Genomic DNA, 19429 nt, shown 5'->3' with positions numbered 1-19429 from the left:
GAATCCCGAGCGGAGCAGCACGTGCAGGGGCTCGCGGACCGAGCCCCTATTCGCCCGTTGACGCCGGGGCCTGCCATTCTGACCGGTCAGGGTCTCCGAACGACTGCCCCGAAGGGACGTCATCGGGCAGGTCTGATCTGCCCGACCGGCCCGCTCCGCCGGTTCGGCAGCGCCAGGAGCAACTGATCGGCCGGGGAGCCCGCCCTCCAGGTGGGCGGGGCCGTCCCATGCATGATTCACTGGAACGGCCGCTACCGCGCCCGCCGTGGGGGAGGGCTCAGCCTCCGGGACCCTGTTCGGGCGTACGGCGGGAGGTCCCGTGAGCACGCACACCGCGCTGGGCGACGGACGAGGCGTTCTGGCTGTGGCACACCGTGAACGTCTACCTGCGGCCGGCGACCCCGTCGTGCTCGACTACGTGGAGTGGAGCAGGATCACAGTGGGCGGAGTCGGCGGTGAGACGGGCGATCAGGTCCGGAGCGGACTCGTACGCGCCGTCGTCGACCCGGTGGCGGGCAGCGTCGCCCGCACGAATGCTCGACGAGGCCCGGATGGAGTTCCCCCGCGTGGACGACCGGCTCATCGGCAGGCGCCACCATCGGCTCGCCGTCGCCGCGGCGACTGGTGACACGGACCTGCTGTTGGGGGAGTTCGACCCACTGAGCTGGTTTGACACCGACGGGGCAGCAGCACGACCTGGCGAGCCGAACTTGTCGGTCGGCGAGCCGGTCTTCGCACCCGCACCCGGCGACACCTCCGGCGGCCACGGCTCTGGATAACGTACGCCACCGACCGCACAGACGCCACCAGCTGGTTCCTGGTCTTCCGGGCTGAGGACCGGCCTCCGGCCCGGTCGGCCGGGCACGCCTTCCGGTGCGGGTCCCCAGGGCCTGCACGGCTGCTGGCTGCCGACCGAGGAGGAGTCCGCGTAGCGCTGTGATCGGACGGGCGGTGGCTCCTACCGGTACGCCATTGGGTTGATTTCCCACTCGGGCAAGGGCGTGGCGCGTCCACCAGTGTGCGGCTGGATGAGGATGGACACCGAATGTAGACGCCGCCCGTCTCAGCGAGTCAGTCCCTCATGGCAACCTGGTGAGTGCTTCGACCGCAGTCGGCCGGCAGGGTCGCGGTGACCTGAATTCCTCCTTCTCGAAGGGGAACGGCCTCGAGGTTACCGTGGTGCGCCCTTACAATCGACTGGACTATCGCCAGTCCCAATCCGTGCCCGGTAGCACGGTTGCCCAGGTCGGCCTGCCGAGTGGCCAGGCGGTGGAAGGGCTCGAAGGCACGGCTCACCTGATCGTGGCTAAGTTCCTCTCCGCTGTTGCTTACAGTAAGCCGCACTTTGCCATCGGTCTGTTCGCCGACCCTGACGTCTACCCAGCCACCCGAATGGTTGTGCCGGATAGCGTTGTCCACAAGGTTGGTGATCAACTGCCGTATCAGTACGCGGTCACCCCGCACCTGTACGGGTACCGCCTGCAGTGCGAGCGTGACGTTCGCGGATCGAGCCTGGACCGCTGCCTGCAGACACCCCTCCTCTGCCAGTGCGTGCAGCTCGACGGCCTCCACGTTCACCGCGCCGTGGTCCGCCCGGGCGAGGGCCAACAGGGCATCCGCGATCTCGGTCGTGCGTCGGTTCAGGATGAGCAGCTTCGTGCCCACGTCTTCCAGTCGGTGTTTTTCGGGCGCGCTCATCGCAACCTGGAGGACGGTCCGCATACTGGCCAGCGGGGTACGCAGTTCGTGGGAGGCGTTGGCCGCGAACCGGCTTTGAGCCTGGAACGACTGGTCGAGGCGTTGCAGCATCGCATTGAACGTGCTGGCGAGCTCCCTGATCTCGTCCTTCGGGCCGTTGAGCGTGATGCGCTCGTGCAGCGTGGATCCGGCGATGCCACGTGCGATCGCCGTGATGCGCTGCAAGGGTGCCAGCATCCGGCCGGCCATGAACCATCCGAGTATCAGCGCGATTGCGAGCAGGATCATCAGGGAGATCGCACTGAAGATGAGCAGGTTGCTCAGGATGTCCGACCTCGTGGCGACCGCGAACGTACTCTTGGTCGTGGGGTGCTCGTCGCCACCGTCCGGGGGAAGGGCGGCCGTCGTCTTGTCTGCCTCGGTCTTGCTGTCAGAGGACCGGGGCGGTTCGCTGGGCTGCGGCGTGTCAGGTGCCGCGGCTACAGAACTCGTCTTGGCTGCGTTCGCCGATTTTTGCTCGCAGACCAGCGGTGCCACCTGGGCCGTTTGGGTTCTTGGGCTGCTCTGCGTGCAGTCCCCGAAGGTCTTGGGGTATGTCGGCACGTATCTCATGAAGATGTAGAGCAGGCCGATCATGGCCACCGAGGCCAGCGCGAACAGGGCCCCGTAGGTGAGGGTCAAGCGGGTGCGGATGGTGTAACGGTTCCGAGTGCTGGTCATGGCGTCGGCGCCACGTAGTAGCCAGCACCCGTCCTGGTATGCACGAGGCCCGGGTTTCCGATCTTGCGGCGGAGAGTGGACATGGTGATGCGGACGGCGCTGGTGAATGGATCCGCGTTCTCATCCCACGCCTTCTCCAGAAGGGTCTCGGCGCTCACTACTCCCCCGGCTGCCGTCATGAGTATGTGAAGAACAGCGAACTCCTTGCGGGTCAGCTGCAGGTACTGGCCACGTCGATAGACCTCGCGCCGGAATGGATCAAGCCGTAGGTCAGCGCACTCCAACACCGGCGGAGGGGGCGACCCTCCCCGACGGTGGAGCGCTCTTAGACGCGCCACCAACTCGGGGAAGTCGAAGGGTTTCGACAGGTAATCATCCGCACCGAGTCGAAGACCGTTCACCCTGTCGTCCAACGCGGAAGCTGCCGTCAGCATGAGGACACGCACTGAACGGTGGTCCTCGGAAATCCGCCGGCATACCTCGTCGCCATGCACCTTGGGCAAGTCACGGTCGAGAACCACGACGTCGTAGCTGTGGGAGGCCAAGCGGTCGAGGGCTGACTCGCCGTCCGTTGCGAGATCGGCAGCCATCGCCTCCTGGCGGAGGCCGGCCAGCAGCGCCTCCGCCATAAATGGCTCATCTTCCACAACCAGAACGCGCATATCTCTCTCCTCGCTGGCGAATCACCCACGTCCGCGCAGCTCGATGAGGCGGGGGACCAGGAGATTTCGGGGGCCTCTCATCGTAATGAGGTCACTCATATGGTCATGGTGAAGAGGTATGTACGTCAGCTGTCAGGGTGAGGTCAGCGCCGTGGTGGGCGGTGTGCACGACGCTCGCACGGCGGGAAGGAATCCGGCGATGACACCGACCACGGCCGTCACCGCGATGCCACCGACAAGCGCTGGATACGGCATGGCTGCAGGCCATCCCTGGCTGAGGGCATAGCCGGTGGTGATGGCAGTCCCGAGCAACGAGCCGGCGACTCCGCCCAGCAGGGACAGCAGCAGCGCCTCCACGAGGAACTGCTGAGTGATGTGCCGCCGCGCGGCGCCCAGCGCTCTGCGTAGCCCGATCTCCCGACGGCGTTCCATGACGGAGATGACCATCGTGTTGGCCACACCCACGGCGCCGACGAGCAGCGCCACACCGCCCAGACCCACAAGCATCTTGGTGGAGGAGGTCTGGGCGGACCGTTGTGCCTTAAGTGCGTCGGAGGGTCGGCTCACGGCGACGAGCTGCGGGTTTTCCGGGTTGACAGCTCGGGGGAGAAGCTCGCGGACGCTCTCGACCAAGTGCTCCGGGGAACGCTCGTAGATGACGGTGGGGTGACCGTCGAAACCCAGTGTGCCCTTCGCCGCGTCCCAGTTCACGAAGACACCGTTGTCCAGCTGTGGGACGAGATCCACAGGGGTGAGGACGCCCAGCACGGTGAAATATCGGTCCTTGATCCAAATCTGCTCGCCTATGGCGGACACTCCTAGCCGGTAGGCGGCCCGGTGACCCAACACCACGGTGGGGTATCGGCCCGGTGCTTGGTCCAGCCAGCTGCCCCACGCCAGTGTGCCGCGCAGTGTGCGCAACAGTTCCGTGCCGGTGGCAAGCACCGACAGCGCATTGGTCTCGGCTGGGTCCACACGGGCGTTCCGGTAGGCGCTGACCCCCTTGACTTCGCCGGTCCCCGACACGGAGTCGACCCCGGGGGCACGGGCGGCCGTCTGCACGGCGGTGGTCGGCAGCGGGGCCGGCTTGCCCGTGGCGGGATCCTGACCCGGTTCAATGGTCAACAAATTGGTGCCGAGCTTCTTCAGCTCACCGTCCAGAAAGGCCTGGCTGGAGGTCGAGATGCCGATGACCGCCAGCATCGCGGCAATGCCGATGGCGATGCCAGCAGCGGAAAGCAGCGCCCGCAGCGGTCGTGTGCTGAGGCCGTGGACGCCCACCCGGAACAGATCGCCGCTGCGCAGGCGTGAGCGCGTCAGGGGTCTGTGGTTCATGTGTCCGCTCCCTCCGTACGCTGATGGGTTACAGGCGTGCGTATGTCACCGACGAGCCGGCCATCGCGGACCTGGAGGCGCCGCGGCAGTAGAGCCGCCAGTTCGGTGTCATGGGTGACGATCACGACGGCTGTGCCGGCAGAGCTGAGTTCGCGGAGCAACGCCACGACCACGTCGCCCGAGTGGGTGTCCAATGCCCCCGTGGGCTCGTCCGCCAGCAGTAGTGGTGGATTGCCGACGACAGCCCGGGCGATGGCCACCCGCTGCTTCTCTCCGCCTGAGAGCTGGTGTGGCCGGTGGCCGGTCCGGTGCTCGAGCCCGACCCTGTGCAGCGCGGCTTCCGCTCGATCTCGCCGCCGCCGTGGCGACATCCCGGTGTAGAGGAGCCCGTCGGCGACGTTATCGACGGCTCGAACGCCGTCGGCGAGGTGGAAGTGCTGAAACACGAAGCCGATACGGAAGGCTCGCAGGGCCGCCAGCCTTCCGTCGTTGAGTGTCGCAACGTCATGGCCGTCGATGATCACCTGCCCGGATGTGGGTCGGTCAAGGGTCCCCATCAGGTTGAGCAAGGTGGACTTCCCCGACCCGGAAGGGCCGACAATGGCGGCGAGTTCCCCGGGGGCGATGGAGACCGTAACGTCTCGCAGGGCATCCACGCGGTAGGGATCGGCGCCGTGAGAGCGTCCCGCCCCCATCAGGCGGACGAGCGGTTCGATGGTATCCACCGGTTGTGACGCGGAGTATTCGACTGTCGCTGTCACAGCTTGGGCACCCCTACCCGGGCTCCCTCGGTGATGCCCGGCCCGCTGATCTCGACACGCCCGTTGGCGAACGCGCCGGTCTGTACCGTCACACGCCGAATGTTCGTGCCGTCCATGATCTGCACGGCGAAGCCCCCTCCAGCCAGCGGTAGCAGCGCCGTGACCGGGACGGAATGGACGTCCTTGGCCTCGGTACGGGCGACAATCACCGTGACCGCACCCTCCTGGATGCCTTTGACGTCCGTCGGCGAGACCAGCGTGACGGAGATGGGTACGACCTTGTTGCCGTCTTCGGCTGTTTTCGGGCGAGACACCGCGGAGATGGTTCCTCTGGTGCGCTTGCCGTTCGGCAGTTCGATCTGCACGCTGCTTCCCTTGACGGCGAGCTCCTGGGCGGTCGCCGGTATGTCAGCCGCCACCATTTGGTCAGAAGCGCTGGCCTGCAGTACCTCAGCTCCGGGGGCAGCCTGGTCACCCGGCCCCAGGGCGGATTGGGCCACCCTCAAGGCGCCGGGGGCGAAGACGATACGGCCCAGCTCGATCTTGCCAGTCGGAGGAAGTCCCGTGTTCTTCTGCCAGCGCTTGATCGCGGCTTGGGTCTTGTCGGTGAACTCCTCGTCCACGGTGAAGTCTGTGTATCCGAGGGCCGCGAGGGCCCGCTCGAGCATGACCACGTCCTCACCATCCGTCATACCCGCCGCGAACTCACGCCAAGCCGGAAGACCGCCGTGCATGAGGATCACCGGCTTGTCATCGACCGAGTACAGCCGCTCCCCGCCGTCGACCACACTGTTGGCCGACGGTGTCCAGGTGACGATGCCCGCGAGCTGATTCTTGATGCTGCGACTGCCCGTGAACTGGATGTTGCCGAAGGCTCGTACCTCTTGCACCAGGGCGCCCCGCTCGATCGGCGCAGTACTGGGTGGTGCAGGCTCGGTCGCCTCGGATCGCTCGGGCGGATCGGCGCTGAGCTTGAACCAGCCACCTGCCACCGCCGTGGCCACGACAAGGACGGCCAGGGAGATCAGGACGCCCCAGCGACGTCGTCTGCCTGCGTGACCCGCTTGAGGAGATTCGGGGTCCCCTTCAAGAGGAGTGGGTTGCACGTCCACTCTCACTGAGCGCCACCCTGCTGCACGAGCTCCTTCAGCTTGTTGTCGACCGCGGTCACCTCGGCCTTGCACGCCTCCCTGGCCGCAGTCAACTCAGGCGTCAAGTGCATTTCCTTGGAGTCCGCGCCCGTGTCGGGACGCACATAGCCGGCCTTCCGCATACAGTTGTCCGCCTTCAACTGGAGCGCCTCGTATTCGGCATCCCGCTTCAATTCTCCTACTTTGGAAGACTGAGCCGCGCCGGAGGGGCTCTTGCCGCAGACCTCCTGCGCCTTGTCCACGGAACTCTGCGGGACTCCCTCGGGAATCCTCGGCCCTTCTCCCGGCTTCGGGTCCTCGACCTGAACGCCGTTGACCCGCATGCAGGCGGCGTACTTGAGAGCGGCGGTCGTCCCGTCGGATGACGTGGCGGCTGCGCCCGGGGAGGTACCAGCGGCGGCCGGTTTCCCCTCGGCCGTGGTGCAGGCCGCCGCTGTGGCCAGGAATGCGACCGCACTCGCGGCAACGATGTAACGGCGCAGGGCATGGGTAGGTCGTCGCATTGATCTGCCTCTGGGATGGGACCGGGTCCGCACGGAGCCAGCCCGGGATGTCGGGGGCGCCGCCTGACGGGGTAGGCGGCTACGCCAGCACATCAGGATCGGGGTTTCAAGGGTGTTTGCCGTTTCCCATACGCTCACCAAACACCGGCGGTGTTCGAAGACGGGGCAGGACGGTCGACTGTCTGCCGACGGCGCGCTCGGGCGGTCTCATTGCAGGTGGGGGGAGGCCGACGTCAGGCCGCAGGGGTGCGGCGAGAGATTGGCGTCCGATGGCTTGGAGCTGGCGGACGGGATCGCGGGTATGGCGGGTTAGTACTGCAACGGTCTTTTGCTGTGACGGCTGGGCAGTTTCGGGTGGTGTGTGGCCTCGGCGTTTGTAGTGGCTGATTCGGGCTTGGTGTTGTCGTCGGCGCCAGTACGACCAGTGCAGGACGTGGTCGATGCTCGGGGCGGGCGGGCCGGGTGACGCGGCTGATCAGGTGTCTGAGTTCGGGAAGGGTGAGTGGGATGAGCTGGGAGGATTCGTTTCTGCTTTCGCAGCATCAAGTTCGCGGGCCCGTAGGACGGTGAGGCAGGCGTGGGCGGCCATGGCCAGTGTGATGTGGCGGTGCCAGCCCGAATAGCGGTGGATCTGGTAGTCGTCCAGGCCGCACTCCTGCTTCGCGGTCTGGAAGCATTCCTCGACCGCCCACCGGCTGCGGGCGACGTGGATCAGTTCGTCGAGGGTGGGTTCGGCGGGGCAGTAGGCGATGCGATGTAGTACGAGATCTCCTGGGGCCTGCGGACACGCCGCCGGGCGATCACCCAATGCCGTCGGTCTTCGCGGTGCCGGGGGCGGACCTCCACTCGGGCCCAGTCGTAGACGCGTGGCCCGTGGGCGCCGTTGTTGCAGGAACGGCGTTTCCACTTCTGCCGGGGCAGGCCGGGAGACAGGTCATGGACGGGGTGATCCATGGCCCAGCGGGTGACGATGGAGTCGTGACGGTGGTGGCCATGACGTGGAAGACATCCGCTCGCTCCAGCTCGCTCCGCCCGCCTTTGGAGAAGCCGTAGGCGGCGTCCGCGGTCACCCAGCGGAACGGGATCTGCTCGGCGATCGCCCGGCGGACCATGGCCTTGGCGATGACCACTTTCGTCTCGAAGGCGACCGTGTCCTCGATGCCCGCGGCCCGGCGGCGTTTACGGTCATCCGTCCATGACGTGGGCACATACAGGCGGGCGGCGGTCGATCAACGTGCGGCCGCGTTCGCCGGCATAGGCGAGGAAGACACCGACCTGGCAGTTCGCCGTCCGCCCGGCGGTGCCTGAGTACTGGCGCTGGACCCCGGCCGATCGGACACCCTTCTTCAGGAACCCGGTGTCATCCACGATCAGCACCGCACCCGGGTCACCGAGATGCTCGACCACATAGTCACGGACATCGGCCAAGACCTCATCGGCGTCCCAGTCACACCGGTTCAGCAGACGATGGATCCGGACCGGGCCACCATGCCCGGCCTCCTCCGCGAGCGTCCTGTGCTTCCCCTCGTAGCGTGGAGTCGTGACCCGATAAGGAGTTGAGGGTGGGGAAACGACGTAATTACGACGCGGAGTTCCGTGAGGGGGCCGTGCGGATCGTGCTGGAGACCGGCAAGCCGGCTGCGGAGGTCGCGCGGGATTTGGGTGTGCACGAGGGCACGCTGCAGACCGGGGTGAGCCGGGCCCGTGGGGCCGCGGAGACGGGTACCGGCCCGTTGGGGGAGGCCGAGCGGGAGGAACTGGCCCGGCTCCGAGCGGAGAACCAGCGGTTGCGCAAGGAGACCGTGGAGCTGGAGATGGAGTCTCCATGACGGAGTCGAGCCGCTTGCGTGACCGGCGGGGCGGAGGTGAACAGCCTTCCGTCACGCAGCAGGGCCCACAACACGCTTGCTCGTCGGCGGGCCAAGGCGAACAGATGACAGCAGACTCCCGGCCCCAGCCACGCAGTGCATCAACAACGGTGCATTCTTTGCCGGGCCTGGACGCACGCCGAGGGGCCGGTGGCGCTGTTCAACCAGGCGGTGGGCTGGCTGCGCCGTCACCGGGTGCTGCTGCCGGGAGTGTCGGTGCTGGCCCGGAAGGTGTCGGAGGTCCGGGCGGTCGCGGAGAAGCGGCTGCACACCACGGTGGCCAGGGCCGCGCACCGGGCGGATGCGGCGCTGCCCGGGGACCTGGTGGCCATGCTGGTGACGCCGGAGGGCGCGCGGTTCTCGGAGCTGGAGCGGCTGCGCCGGCCGCCGACGCGTACGACGGGCACGGCGTTCGCCCGCTCGCTGGAGCGGGTCGATAAGATCGGGGCGTTCGGGCTGGGCCGGGTGCGGCTGTCGCAGGTCCCGCCGAACCGGCTGGCGGCGCTGGACCGGTACGGGCTGGGGTCGAAGGCGGCGAGCCTGGAGCGGGCCGAGGAGCCCAAGCGGACCGCGATGCTCACCGCGGTGATGCGCCACCTGGAGGCGAAGGCCATCGACGAGGCCCTGGACCTCTTCCAGGTCTTGATGGCGACCCGGCTGATCAGCACGGCGAAGCGGGCCACGGAGAAGGAGCGCCTGTCGACGCTGCCGCAGCTGGAGAAGGCGTCACGGACGCTCGCGCGGGCGGCGAAGGTGCTGTTCGAGGAGCTGGAGCTGGTCGAGGAGCACGGCGCGGACCTGGGTACGGCGGCGCTGTGGGCGGCGGTCGAGGAGGTCGCGCCCCGCGAGGCGGTGATGACCGCGGCCGCGCTGGTGGTGTCGCTGGTTCCCGAGGACGAGGATTCGGCCGACGTCGCGATGCGGGCGGCCCTGACCACCCGCTACAACACCGTGCGCCCGTTCCTCGCGCTGCTGGGCGAGTCGAAGGCGCTCGACGCGGCGACCGGCGGTGCGGGTGCTGGCCGGAGTGCGGCGGCTGCCCGCGCTGGCTCGCCGACGGGTCAAGGACAAGCCGCTCCTGCCGCGCGAGGTCGACGACAAGCTGGTGCCGGCTGCCTGGCGCAAGGCGGTCTACGCCAACTCCGACCTGCCGCAGGGGTCGGTGGACCGGGACGCGTACGTGGTGTGCGTGCTGGAGCAGCTGCACCGCGCCCTCCAGCGCCGGGACGTGTTCGCCTCCCCCTCGCACCGCTGGTCCGACCCCCGCGCCCGGCTCCTGGACGGGCCGGCGTGGGAGGCAGTGCGCGAGGACGTGCTGGCCGGGCTGAGCCTGGACATGCCCGTGCAGGAGCACTTGGAGGAGCTGGTGCAGGCCCTGGACGCGGGCTGGAAGCAGATGACCGAGCGGCTGGAGTCGGCGGGCACTGACGCGAAGGTGTCGCTCGACGTCCAGCCCAACGGCCGGGTGAAGCTGAACGTGGAGAAGCTCGGCGCGCATGGCGAGCCGAAGTCGCTGGCCTTGCTGCGCAAGCGGGTCGAGAAGATGCTCCCGAAGATCGACCTGCCGGACCTGCTTTTCGAGGTCCACTCCTGGACCGGGTTCCTCGACGCCTTCGTGCACCTGGGTGACGGCACCACCCGCATGAATGACCTGCCCACCTCGCTGGTTGCGCTGCTGGTCTCGGAGGCGTGCAACATCGGCATGACCCCGGTCACCAACCCCGGCCACGAGGCCCTCACGCGCTCCCGCCTGGTCCACGTCGACCAGTTCTACCTGCGCGCCGACACGATCGTCGCGGCGAACGCGATGCTCATCAAGGCGCAGTCCGCGGTGCCGATCGTGGCGTACTGGGGCGACGGGCTGCTGGCCTCCGTGGACGGGTTGCGGTTCGTGGTCCCGGTCCGCACGATCAGCGCGGCGCCCTCGCCGAAGTACTTCGGGTTCAAGCGGGGCATCACCTGGCTCAACGCCGTCAACGACCACGTTGCGGGCATCGGGCAGATGGTCGTTCCGGGCACCCCGCGCGACTCCCTGCACATCCTGGACGCGCTGCTGAACCTCGACGGCGGGGTGAAGCCGGAGATGGTGGCCACCGACAATGCCTCGTACTCCGACATCGTGTTCGGGATCTTCAAGATCCTGGGCTACAACTTCAGCCCCCGCTTCAAGGGCCTGGACGACCAGAGGTTCTGGCGGGCCACGATGCCCGGGGTGGAGACGGGGACGTACGGGGTGCTGGAGCCGCTCGCCCGCAACCACGTGAACCTGAAGAAGATCGAGACGTGGTGGCCCGACATGCTCCGGGTCGCCGGGTCCCTGGTCACCAACCAGGTCAGGGCGTACGACCTGCTGCGGATGTTCGGCCGCGAGGGCCACCCCACGCCGCTGGGGCAGGCGTTCGCGGAGTACGGGCGGATCGCCAAGACCGAGCACCTGATGCGGATGGTCGACCCAGTCGACGACACCTACCGCCGGCAGATGAACCGGCAGCTCACCGTGCAGGAGTCCCGCCACAAACTGGCCCGCGACGTGTGCCACGGCAAGCGCGGCACCATCCACCAGGCGTACCGAGACGGGATGGAGGACCAGCTCGGCGCGCTCGGCCTGGTCCTCAACGCCATCGTGCTCTGGACCACGAAGTACATCGACGCCGCCGTTGCCCAACTCCGCGCCGAGGGCCACGAACTGCCGGACGAGGACATCGCTCGGCTCTCTCCGCTCAAGCACCGCAACCTCAACGTGCTCGGCCGCTACAGCTTCACCGCCTCCACCCCGGCGGCCGGCGCCCTGCGCCCGCTGCGTGACCCGGACGCGGCCGGGCTCGGGCTGGATGAGGACGACGAGGAGTAGAGGCCCTCTTGGCGTCTCCCGCCGGGGCCCGGATCGTTGTCAGGGTGAGGCGCCGGGCCGGGGAGGGCCCGCCGGGAGAACGAGGAGGGGCGCTATGGCGCGGTCGCTTGGTGTGTCGCTGGCCGAGGCGTATCCGCAGGTCGCCGCAACGTGGTTCCAGGAGCGCAGCGGCGGGCTCACGCCGGAGAAGGCGCTGCCCAAGATGGCGGTGGACGCCTGGTGGCGCTGCCCGGGCCGGGCACGAATGGCGGGAGGAGCGCATCGGCAACCGCACGCCGATGCCGAAGTGGAAGAACGGCGACGCCGCCGCCTGCCGCGAGTGCGTCGGCTACCGCGTCAGCTACACGTACCCCGAGTGCGGGTGCACGGCGATGGTCACCCCGGAGGCGGCGACCAAGAAGAAGACTCACTGCTGGAACTGCTATCAGCAGTGGTACCGGGAGAACGAGCCGCGCATCAAGGCCGAACTGTCCACTGCGGCCAAGGCCGCAGCCGGCCGCGCGGCGGAGCTTCTGGACGCGGTTCCTCTGCCCGAGGACATGCCCGCGCCCCTGGCGACGGAGTCGCGGTGGTGGGCGTCCAAGCACCTCCAGGGCGCCATCGCCGCTGAGGAGGTCCTGGGCAAGGAGGGTGCCCGCGAGGAGATGCTGTCCTCGGTCTCCGCCATGGGCGCGCGGCTGCTGCCGTCGAAGGAGGACGCCGGGCGGGCCGCGGCCCACGACGGGGTACTGCGGCTCCTCGACCAGGCGCACTGGGCGGAGGGCTGGCTCCACGTCCGCACCGGGCGCGCGGCACGCCCGGTGCCGGAGAAAGACCTTGAGGGCGTGGCCATCATGCTCGGCAACATCCTGGCCGACTGGTCGCAGCGCGCCGCCGCGTCCGTCGCGCGGGACCGGGCGAACGGCCACCGCCGAGATCACCCGGAGCCTGACCCAGGCGGTGACCTCCTTCCGGGACGAGAACGTGATCGGCCCGATCGCGAAGTACGCCCGCGTCTACCGCGAGCTGCGTTCAACCACCCGGTGACGTGGCTGCGCAAGAACCGGGTGCTGCTGCCGGGCGTCTCGGTGCTGGCCCGGCAAGTGTCCGAGGCCCACCACACCCACCGGGCCAGGAACCGAGCCGAGCTCGCCGTCGAAACCCGCAGATTCTTCCACAGACGCCAGCGTGAACCACACATCTCGTTCACCCGCAGCGCGGCAGCGATCTCCCGGTTCTTCTCCCGCCCTCGAAGCGTTCCACGGCCCGCAGCCGGATCCGCTCCCGCGCGGCCCTCTCGGCGTCGGTCAACCCGCCGCCCTGCACGTATCTCACGAACCCAGAGCTATCGGAGCCCACCCACCGCTGTCAGACGAACGGCTCCGACATCACTGAGCCTTTTCCCCCAGACGTGTCGGCCAGCCTTGGAGCTGCTGGTCAGGGGCCACGTCAACTACTGGAACCCGGCCTGTACCAGAGCCCTGACCAGCGCGGATGCCAGGTTGGAAAAGGCTCACTGAGCCTTTTCCAACCTGGTTGCCACCGCACCCTGACCACTCCTGGCGAAGCGCGCAGGGTGCGGCGGCGGACTGTGAACTTGCTGGTCACAAGCCTTCCGCTGGCTGGCGTTCTCACCATCAGCATGCCCCCTGACCAGCCCAGACACGAGGTTGGAAAAGTCTCACTCAATCAAGTTCAGTACTTCGGCGGCCTACACGTCCGCTACGTCCTGAACGAAAACCCTTTGATTCTCTGATCAAATAAAAGAAGCTCGCAGGACTCGCCATGTGAGACATGTTTTTAGGTGGCAATCTCCTTGTCTGATATCTTCTGGAGGAGGTCTTTTACCAGCGGGTAACTTTCACCTTGCACTTCAACCCTCAAGCGGCCCGCCAAAGGCTCCCTTGCCAAAAATCGCTTCACCGATGCGCGGACACGGTGCCCAGTGCCCTTCTGGACCATACGCACAGTTCCTTCGCACACTGAGATATGCGACCCGAAATCTATCGAGGATCCGGCCAGTGCCAGAATTTGACCTCGCACTCCAGCGCGGCGATAGACTGCAAAGTCTATCGCTTCTCCAATGGATAGCTCTTTGAGCCTTTCGATATTGTACGCCTTAAGTTTTTTAGAATCGACCGCCGAGAGGGCCCCATCAACCGAAGGGGTAAGCGTTCCGGTGATCATGTTTCCATCGACCCTAGCTGAGGGCTGATTGGGAGAATCGTCATGACGCAGCACATCCACAGAAGTGATAATTTCATTCAAGACAAGGTCGTTCCTCACATAGGCATTACTTTCAAAATTGGCTGCAAGGTGCACTTGGTTGAGCCTTTGCGGATCACTCTGGTGCTCATTCAACATATCGAGACGAAGCCGCATTCGATCACTCAGCGCTGCCAATAGTCTCGGGTCAGTCATGGCAAAGTCTACATATTCCATGAGTCGAGCGTCCGCAATTCGACCCAGTTCGGATTCGAGATACGCCACATTTGTGAATTTTCTTGATTTATGCCACACCGTGCAGAGCCAAGCCCAGGTACGGAAGTGCTCGTCGGTGAGTGCAGGATCCCCCTCGCCCACATCCGAAGCATTCAATATATCCGCAGTGATGCATTCATATCCATGGCCAGGTTGTTCGGCCCTGAAAACTTGAAGCAAGTCAACCTTAGAAGAAAAAAGCAGTTCACTCTTCAGTAGTTTCTTGTATTTACCCCGAGAGGACTTCTTGAATGACCTTAGATAGGCGACGAGGCGGTTGTAGTCTGTATATCCATTGGATGCTGTCCAGGCCGCGCGAGCATTAACCCATCGCTCTATTGGTATGCTCGAGAGAAGGTAAGCCTGCTGAGCTTGCGGCATTTCATCGAATTTGGCCGCGAACCTTCCTTCGAAGGGGGTGGGTCCACGGGCTTCTTCGATCAGCATTTGCTTATAAGGCTCAATGTAGACACCCGTCGATTCCTGCCATTCTTGACGGTCATGCCCATAGCCGTAACTCAGGGGTGCTTCTGAAGCTGGTCCGCGGCAGCTGATGATATCGAGGTCGTAACCAGCGTACCGCTGCAGGAGTCCACCGCAATTATGATCGCCTACCGCGCAAGATTCTTCCTCAGGCGATTCGCATAGCCGGACAGGGTCAAAATGTGGGCCACATATTTGAAGACTTGGCACTTCGTCTATCACTGTGCCATAGACTTGGTGGATGTCATTTTCGGTGTAGGCATCGAATCCAATGTTGTGGACTTTGCCGTTGTGCGGGGCGTAGTCGATTCGATCTCCGTGCGCATCCTGGTTAGCCATTCCCAATATGGCATAGAAAGACAGGTCATGCCCTTCTGTGCTATAGAATCTAATCTCATTGCACCCCGGTAGTGTGACTATTTCGTCTAGCTGACAGCCGTGTGCGAAGATATAGAGTTTCATGCATTCTCCTATATGAAATTACCTACCAAGGTAGCCCGATTTACCTCGAGAACGGTTCCCAATGGGGCCTCTTTTGGTGCCGTTACTCGTTCTCGAAGAGACTGGTACAACGACGACATTTGACCAGAGACTCAAAGGGTTCTCGTTCAGGACGTAGCGGACGTAGGCCACCGAAGTAGCCGCGGACGATGTGTGGTTGACGCTGGCGTCTGTGGAAGAATCTGCGGGCTTCGGCGGCGAGCTCGGCTTGGTTCCTGGCCCGGTGGGTGTGGGGCACGCTGCGTTTGAGGTCGGTGTTGACCAGCTCGTCGGGATTCAGCTCGGGTGAGTACGAGGGCAGGAAGTGCAGCTCGATCTTGTCGCCGTGGTCGTCGAGCCAGGGCCGGACGGTCTTCGAGCGGTGGACCGAGTGCCGGTCGACGACCAGGTGGACCTTCCGGTCGAAGTGCCCGACGAGCCGGGCGAGGAAGCGGCAGATGGCCTTCGCGTCGAACGACTCGGTGAAGACCATGAAGTGTGCGGGCGCTGGACGGCACGGGCCTGTTCCGGCACAAGCAGGCCGCCGGGCACCTCGCCGAGCGTGTCGCCGAGCAGGAGCTGGAGCGGTACAGGAAATCCCGGTGAGATTGATCTTGGTCGGATAGCACACAGTTCCGTGGCCTCGCTGAGGTTCAAGGAAAGATCGTCGAGCGGGTGCCGGCGCTGGCTACGGCCCGCTTCGTGCCGGTGGAGTTTCTGACTGATGAGCAGGCCGAGGCGTACGGGACGTTCACCGAGGCGCCCACGCGCCCGGAGCTGGAGCGGTTCTTCTTCCTCGACAATGACGACCGCGATCTGATCGCGCTGCGGCGTACCGACGCGCACCGGCTGGGCATGGCGGTGCAGATCTGCGCGGTCCGCTACGTCGGCCGGTTCCTGGGCGAGGACCCGCTCGCCGTGCCGTGGGAGAACGTGGAGTACCTCGCAGGACAGCTCGGCATCTCCGACGCCTCGTGTGTGAAGCGGTACACCGAGCGGCGCTCGACGGTGTACGAGCACGCGGACGAGATCCAGCAGCGGTTCAAGTACCGCGACTTCACCGACCGGAGGTGGGGGCGGGAGTTCCGCAGCTTTTTGTACGGGCGGGCGTGGACGCACGCCGAGGGGCCGGTGGCGCTGTTCAACCACGCGGTGACGTGGCTGCGGAAGAACCGGGTGCTGCTGCCGGGTGTCTCGGTGCTGGCCCGGCAGGTGTCGGAGGCCCGTACGGCGGCCGAGCGGCGCCTGTACGGGGCGGTGGCCCGAGCGACGGTCCGGGCGGATGCGGCGCTCGCGTCGGCCTTGGCGGAGCTGCTGGTGGTGCCGGAGGGCAGGCGGGTCTCTGAGCTGGAGCGGCTGCGTACGCCGCCGGTGAAGTCGACGGGCACGGCGATGGTGCGGGCCATGGAGCGGGTGGAGGAGATCTCCGCGTTCGCGCTGGGCCGGGTGAACCTGTCGCGGGTGCCGGTGAACCGGCTGTCCGTGCTGGCCCGGTACGGGCAGCTGAGCAAGGCGCAGACGATTCTGCGGGCGCCGGAGCCGCGGCGGACCGCGCTGCTGACGGCGGTGGTGCGCCAGCTGGAGGCGCAGGCGGTCGACGACGCCCTCGACCTGTTCGCGGCGCTGATGGCGAACCGGCTGATCAGCCCGGCCCGCCGGGCGTCGGACCGCGAGCGCCTGTCGATGCTGCCGCAGCTGGAGAAGGCGGCCCGGATCCTGGCGAAGGCGTCGAAGATCCTTACCGAGGAGCTGGACCTGGTCGCCGAGCACGAGGCGGCCCTGGACGTTGCCGCGCTGTGGGCAGCGGTCGAGGAGGCCGTGCCGCGTACGGCGGTGGCCGGGGCGGTCGCGACCGTCGAGGCCCTGGTGCCCGAGGACGACGGCTCGGCCGAAGCCGCGATGCGCGAGAAGCTGGCCCTGCGCTACAACACCGTGCGCCCGTTCCTGTCTCTGCTGGGCGAGTCGGACGCGTTGGACGCGGCCCCGGCCGGGCGGCGCATCCTCAAGGCGGTGCAGCGCCTGCCCGCGCTGGCCCGGCGCCGGGTCAAGGACCGGCCGCTGCTGCCTCGCGAGGTCGACGCCGAACTGGTGCCGGCGATGTGGAAGCGGACGGTGTTTTCCAACACCAAGCTGCCGCAGGGCGCGGTCGACCGCGACGCGTATGTGGTGTGCGTGCTGGAGCAGCTGCACCGTGCCCTGAACGGGCGCGATGTGTTCGCCGCCCCGTCGAACCGGTGGGCGGACCCGCGCGCCCGGCTGCTGGACGGGCCGCGGTGGGAGGCGATGAAGACGGACGTGCTCGCGGGCCTGTCCCTGACCGAGGGCGCGAGCGAGCACCTGGCCCAGCTCGTCCGAGGGCTGGACGCGGCCTGGCGGCAGATGGCCGACCGCCTTCAGGAAGCCGGCGCGGACGCGAAGGTGGAGATCTTCGTCCCCGAGGGCGGCGGCCGCGCCCGCCTGTCGGTGGACAAGCTCGGCGCCGTGGGCGAGCCGGAGTCGCTGACCTGGCTCAAGGCCACCACAGAGGCGATGCTCCCGAGGATCGACCTGCCGGACCTGCTGTTCGAGGTCCACTCCTAGACCGGGTTCCTCGACGCCTTCGGGCACGTCTCCGAGCGGCGCACCCGCATGGAGGGCCTGCTCGCCTCCCTGGTCGCGCTGCTGGTGGCGGAGAGCTGCAACATCGGCCTGACCCCGGTCATCGACCCGGAGAACAAGACGCTGACCCGCTCGCGGCTGGGGTGACGGTCCTCGACATCCGCGACATCATCCAAGCGGTCCTCGACTCGGGAGCCGAGTGACGTCGTCCCGGCACGATGGAGCCGCTGTAGCTCTGGGTGACGATCGTCGAGCACGGTCATTCTCATAAATGTTCATCTGTGAGAGTTCTGCGAGAGCCGCCGGAGTGATCACGTTTCCGCAGGTCGCTGTTCGCAAAAGTCCTCTCGAAACCTGCATGTTGTGCGAGGCACTTCTGAGAGACTGCCCGCATGGATCTCACGCCCGATCGGGCAGCATTGGCGGTAGAACGTCACAACTGCCCGAACTGTGACGCGCCCGCTGGCTCCGCCTGCCGCACCCGCGGCGGAAAGACCGCCGCGAAGTACCACACCCCCCGCTTCGTCCTCGTCCCCGCGCTCCGCGAGGAGCTCGAAGTCCTCGTCCCCGCCGACCGCCACCCCGGCCGCGCGTGGAAGCAGGGCCCGGCGCTGGCTGCCGTGCCCGCGCCCCGAACCGAGCGCCCGGTCCGCATCGGGTACGCGAGGACGTCGACCGCGCGGCAGGAACTGGCGAGCCAGCTCGAAGCCCTCCACCGGGCGGAGTGCCACAAGGTCTTCAAGGAGCAGATCAGCACCCGCGTCAAGGTCCGGCCCGAGCTGGAGAAGGCGCTTGCGCTGGCCCACCAGTTCAAAGAGGCCGCTCCCGAGACCCCGGTCATCCTCACCGTGCACGAGCTCAAGCGCCTCGCGCGCAACGCGGCCGAGCTGATGACGCTGTCCGCCGAGCTCCAAGCCGGCGGCATCCAGCTTGAACTCCTCACCGGCCCGCTCACCGGGATCTACGACCCCAACGGCATGGGCGCCATGTTCTTCGCCGTCCTCGCCGTGGCCGGGCAGATCGAGCGCAACTACATCCGGGAGAAGACCCTCGAAGGCCAGGTCATCGCCGCGTCCAAGGGCAACCCCGGCGGACGCCCGAAGGTCATCGACGACGACACGCTCACCTTCGCCGTCGCGCTCAAGGACAAGGGCGTCCCCGTCCCCGAGATCGTCAAGAAGCTGACCATCAAGGCAGGGAAGAACGCGGGCAAGCACCCCTCCGTCGCCTCGTTGTACCGGGACCTCGCGGAAGCCGAGGCAACCGCGCCAGACGACGGCGTGCCGATGCGGCCCAAGCCCGTCCGCCTGCGCCGGCCGGGAGAGCCGCTCACCGCCGAGGAGATCGAGCTGCGCGAACGGCTCCAGGCCCAGCCCCACCCGAACGCCGAGCTGAGGTAGACCCGCTCCCGACCTGCACCGACCCCTTGATCATCGGCTTAGCGTTAACGGCTGTACCGCTGTTCCCCGAGGCCGATGGCGCTCGGCTCGTGTGTCCGCGGTGGCGCTCTGGCCGGGCTCCTCGACCGGTGCGGGAGCGCTGTCGCACCGCGGGCAGGGCTGCGGGCAGGCATCCGCGGTGGGTGGAGGTGATGTCCTGGACTCGGCGGGAGAGGCCCTGCCAGAGGTGAAAGCGGTCGCTGGCCTGCACGGCTTCGGGGGTGTCGGCGGGATGCCCTGCCGGTAGGTGAGCGAGCCGTCGCGGCAGGCGACCTCAACACCCGGATGGTCGGACCAGCGGCCGAGCTGTTCCGCGTCGCGTCCTTCCCAAAGCGTGAGCGAGAGCCGGGTGGTGGCGTCCACCAGGAGCGTTCCGTAACTGCCGCCGTAGAACGCGAAGTCGTCCACCCCCAGCACCTG

General features: G+C 66.8%; 10 protein-coding genes and 5 pseudogenes. 6 read left to right on the top strand and 9 right to left on the bottom strand.

The features are described 5' to 3' along the window. Positions 1 to 347: 347 nt before the first annotated feature. A pseudogene (locus AB0D66_RS30845) lies at positions 348 to 779 on the top strand (carotenoid oxygenase family protein); the annotation flags it as partial. A gap of 292 nt (positions 780 to 1071) precedes the next feature. Here AB0D66_RS30845 and AB0D66_RS30840 read toward each other — a convergent pair. The 7 genes and pseudogenes from AB0D66_RS30840 to AB0D66_RS30810 form a co-directional block, all read right to left on the bottom strand. Next, a complete protein-coding gene (locus AB0D66_RS30840; protein WP_362310525.1) occupies positions 1072 to 2379 on the bottom strand; it encodes an ATP-binding protein in 1308 nt (435 codons plus the stop codon). Between the two features lie 35 nt (positions 2380 to 2414). After that, on the bottom strand, positions 2415 to 3080 hold the full coding sequence (locus tag AB0D66_RS30835; protein ID WP_362310524.1) for a response regulator transcription factor: 666 nt from the start codon (positions 3078 to 3080) through the stop codon (positions 2415 to 2417). 132 nt (positions 3081 to 3212) lie between these two features. Further along, positions 3213 to 4415: an ABC transporter permease gene (locus tag AB0D66_RS30830; RefSeq protein ID WP_362310523.1), complete on the bottom strand. Its 1203-nt coding sequence runs from the start codon at positions 4413 to 4415 to the stop codon at positions 3213 to 3215. Continuing rightward, a complete protein-coding gene (locus AB0D66_RS30825) occupies positions 4412 to 5110 on the bottom strand; it encodes an ABC transporter ATP-binding protein (protein ID WP_362310533.1) in 699 nt (232 codons plus the stop codon). The genes AB0D66_RS30830 and AB0D66_RS30825 overlap by 4 nt, the downstream gene beginning before the upstream one ends. A 62-nt stretch (positions 5111 to 5172) precedes the next feature. Further along, positions 5173 to 6180: a peptidoglycan-binding protein gene (locus tag AB0D66_RS30820; RefSeq protein ID WP_362310522.1), complete on the bottom strand. Its 1008-nt coding sequence runs from the start codon at positions 6178 to 6180 to the stop codon at positions 5173 to 5175. 110 nt (positions 6181 to 6290) lie between these two features. Beyond that, on the bottom strand, positions 6291 to 6830 hold the full coding sequence (locus AB0D66_RS30815; RefSeq protein ID WP_362310521.1) for a hypothetical protein: 540 nt from the start codon (positions 6828 to 6830) through the stop codon (positions 6291 to 6293). Positions 6831 to 7305: 475 nt separating this feature from the next. Beyond that, positions 7306 to 8342 (bottom strand): annotated as a pseudogene (locus tag AB0D66_RS30810) (IS701 family transposase); the annotation flags it as partial. 50 nt (positions 8343 to 8392) lie between these two features. Between AB0D66_RS30810 and AB0D66_RS30805 the strand changes: the two are divergent. The 3 genes and pseudogenes from AB0D66_RS30805 (at position 8393) to AB0D66_RS30795 (ending at position 13048) form a co-directional block, all read left to right on the top strand. Next, positions 8393 to 8659 carry a transposase gene (locus AB0D66_RS30805; protein ID WP_362310520.1) on the top strand — a complete coding sequence of 89 codons (267 nt, stop codon included), beginning with the start codon at positions 8393 to 8395 and terminating at the stop codon, positions 8657 to 8659. 162 nt (positions 8660 to 8821) lie between these two features. Continuing rightward, positions 8822 to 11549, top strand: a pseudogene (locus AB0D66_RS30800) (Tn3 family transposase); the annotation flags it as partial. A 278-nt stretch (positions 11550 to 11827) separates the two neighbouring features. Next, positions 11828 to 13048, top strand: a complete 1221-nt coding sequence (locus tag AB0D66_RS30795) for a hypothetical protein (protein ID WP_362310536.1) — start codon at positions 11828 to 11830, stop codon at positions 13046 to 13048. A 280-nt stretch (positions 13049 to 13328) separates the two neighbouring features. Here the strand turns inward: AB0D66_RS30795 and AB0D66_RS30790 are convergent, their stop codons facing one another. Together AB0D66_RS30790 and AB0D66_RS30785 are read right to left on the bottom strand one after the other, a co-directional pair. After that, positions 13329 to 14831: a hypothetical protein gene (locus tag AB0D66_RS30790; protein WP_362310519.1), complete on the bottom strand. Its 1503-nt coding sequence runs from the start codon at positions 14829 to 14831 to the stop codon at positions 13329 to 13331. A gap of 141 nt (positions 14832 to 14972) precedes the next feature. After that, a pseudogene (locus tag AB0D66_RS30785) lies at positions 14973 to 15471 on the bottom strand (transposase); the annotation flags it as partial. 203 nt (positions 15472 to 15674) lie between these two features. Here AB0D66_RS30785 and AB0D66_RS30780 point away from each other — a divergent pair. Then, positions 15675 to 17711: pseudogene (locus tag AB0D66_RS30780) on the top strand (DUF4158 domain-containing protein); the annotation flags it as partial. Between the two features lie 278 nt (positions 17712 to 17989). Then, positions 17990 to 18970 (top strand): recombinase family protein, encoded by a 981-nt coding sequence (locus AB0D66_RS30775; protein WP_362310518.1) that lies wholly within the window; start codon positions 17990 to 17992, stop codon positions 18968 to 18970. Positions 18971 to 19429 lie beyond the last annotated feature (459 nt).

Origin of the sequence: Streptomyces sp. NPDC048270 (assembly GCF_040652335.1) — a bacterium.
GTDB lineage: Bacteria > Actinomycetota > Actinomycetes > Streptomycetales > Streptomycetaceae > Streptomyces.
Note: the sequence above shows the minus strand (reverse complement) of the source record. Positions and strands in the feature narration are given on the sequence as shown.